3 protein-coding genes are annotated in these 2,223 nt (G+C 62.9%); all 3 read right to left on the reverse strand.

Features of this window, described 5'->3' with window-relative positions:
• Positions 1-1,162 (reverse strand): isovaleryl-CoA dehydrogenase (locus GPA21_RS19950; RefSeq protein ID WP_168989811.1); only part of this gene is annotated, 1,162 nt, incomplete at its 3' end.
• Between the two features lie 61 nt (positions 1,163-1,223).
• Positions 1,224-1,691, reverse strand: a complete 468-nt coding sequence (locus GPA21_RS19955) for a PaaI family thioesterase (RefSeq protein WP_339379830.1) — start codon at positions 1,689-1,691, stop codon at positions 1,224-1,226.
• Between the two features lie 76 nt (positions 1,692-1,767).
• Positions 1,768-2,205: a MerR family transcriptional regulator gene (locus GPA21_RS19960; protein WP_168989813.1), complete on the reverse strand. Its 438-nt coding sequence runs from the start codon at positions 2,203-2,205 to the stop codon at positions 1,768-1,770.
• Positions 2,206-2,223 lie beyond the last annotated feature (18 nt).

Genomic DNA, 2,223 nt, shown 5'->3' on the forward strand with positions numbered 1-2,223 from the left:
CGGCAAACAGCTCGCGGCCGATCAGCATGCGGCGGATCTCACTCGTGCCAGCGCCGATCTCGTACAGCTTGGCGTCGCGCCACAGGCGGCCGGTGGGGTATTCGTTGATGTAGCCGTTACCGCCCAGCGTCTGGATCGCCTCGCCGGCCATCCAGGTGGCCTTTTCGGCCGAATACAGGATCGCGCCAGCGGCATCCTTGCGCAGCGTGCGGGCGTGGTCCATGCGGTCGCAGGCCTGACCGACGGCGTACACATAGGCGCGGGTCGCACTCCAGATGGTGTACATGTCGGCGACCTTGCCTTGCATGAGCTGGAACTCGCCGATGCTCTGGCCAAACTGCTTGCGGTCGTGCAGATAGGGCACGACGACGTCCATGCAGGCTGCCATGATGCCGAGCGGTCCACCGCACAGCACCGCCCGCTCGTAGTCGAGGCCGCTCATCAACACCTTGACGCCATTGCCCAAACCGCCGAGCACGTTCTCCTCCGGGACTTCGCAGTCGTCGAAGAACAGCGGGTAGGTGTTTGAGCCGCGCATGCCGAGCTTGTCCAGATGGCTGCCGCAGGAGAAGCCCTTCATGCCTTTCTCGACGATAAAGGCGGTGATGCCGCGCGGGCCGGACTCGATGTCGGTCTTCGCGTAGACCACCAGGGTATCGGCGTCGCCGCCGTTGGTGATCCACATCTTGGCGCCGTTTAGCACGTAGCGGTCGCCCTTCTTGTCGGCGCGCAGCTTCATGCTGACCACGTCGGAGCCGGCGTTGGGTTCGGACATCGCCAGTGCGCCGACATGCTCGCCTGAGATCAGCTTGGGCAGGTATTTGGCCTTTTGCTCGGTGTTGCCGTTGCGACGGATCTGATTCACGCACAGGTTGGAGTGCGCGCCGTAGGACAGGCCGACCGATGCCGATGCGCGAGAGATTTCCTCCATCGCGACAATGTGGGCCAGGTAACCCATGCCGGTGCCGCCGTATTCCTCCTCGGCAGTCATGCCGAGCAGGCCCATGTCGCCGAACTTCTTCCACAGGTCGGCCGGAAACTCGTTGTCACGGTCGATCTGCTCAGCGCGCGGTGCGATCTCGTTCATCGCGAAGTCCCGGACCGCATCGCGCAGCGCGTCGATGTCCTCGCCGAGGTTGAAGTTGAGGCTGGGGATGTTCATGCGGTTCTCCTCCGGAGTCGATTCAGTGTTGGGTTCAGTTTGGTTCAGCGAGCGGGGCTTGTCATCTCGCGCTTTCGGCTTTGCCCTGCATCGCCATGATGGTCTGCTGCATGAGGGCGCACAGAGTCCACTGGGCGTTCTTGATGGCGAAGACCTCGGCACGCGTGATGATCAGCGTGCGGCCGGGCTTGATGACCTCGCCGCGGGCGACGAGGCGTTCGCCATCGGCCGGAGCGATAAGATTGATCTTGTACTCGACGGTGAGCACGCTGGTGTCTGCGGGTGTGAGCGTGTTGGCGGCATAGCCTGCGGCCGAGTCGGCAATCGTACCCACCACGCCGCCATGGATGAAACCGTGTTGCTGGGTGATCTCCGGCCGGTGGGGCAGGTGGATCTCCGTGTAGCCGGGCTCGACCACTGCGAGCTCGGCGCCGATCAGCGACATGATCTGCTGGCGGGCAAAACTTGCTCGCACGCGCTCGACATAGTCTGGATCTTTCGGCTGAAAGATTGGTATTTCGGGTCTCACCATGGGCCTCCAGGCACCGGCCTCCGCAGAAGCCATCATTTCCGTTGACGTTAACGTAAATCAATCCACGAAAAAATCAAGCGGCGTCGCGCACCCGCTTCACCAACTCCGCCCGCGCACGAGCCGCACCCTCGGTGTCGTGCCCGAGCAGATTGGTGCATTGCACCTCGAGCATTGCGATCTCGCCCAGCACTGCCTCAAGGTCCTCGCGCTGCTGTTCGAGTGTGGCGCGGCGCTCTGCCAGCACCTTGAGCAGCCGTTCGAGCTGGGGCGCCGAATTGCGCACGCCGTCGTACATGTCGATCAGCTCGCGGATTTCTGCAAGCGACAGCCCCAATCGCTTGCCTCGTAGGGTAAGCTTCAATCGAGTCCGGTCGGCTTTGGAATACACACGCGCGCGCCCGGCACGCGCCGGGGTCAGCAGTCCATGGTCCTCATAAAACCGGATCGCCCGCGGGGTCACGTTGAACTCCCGCGCCAGTTCCGTGATCGTGTAGGTTTGCGCCTTGGCCATATGACCATCCTGTTGAAC

The organism is Azoarcus taiwanensis, from assembly GCF_012910885.1.
GTDB classification, from domain to species: domain Bacteria; phylum Pseudomonadota; class Gammaproteobacteria; order Burkholderiales; family Rhodocyclaceae; genus Azoarcus_F; species Azoarcus_F taiwanensis.

Bases quoted from the DNA above. Each gene is read 5' to 3' on its own strand.
- GPA21_RS19960 (WP_168989813.1), bottom strand. From the start codon at position 2,205: ATGGCCAAGGCGCAAACCTACACGATCACGGAACTGGCGCGGGAGTTC.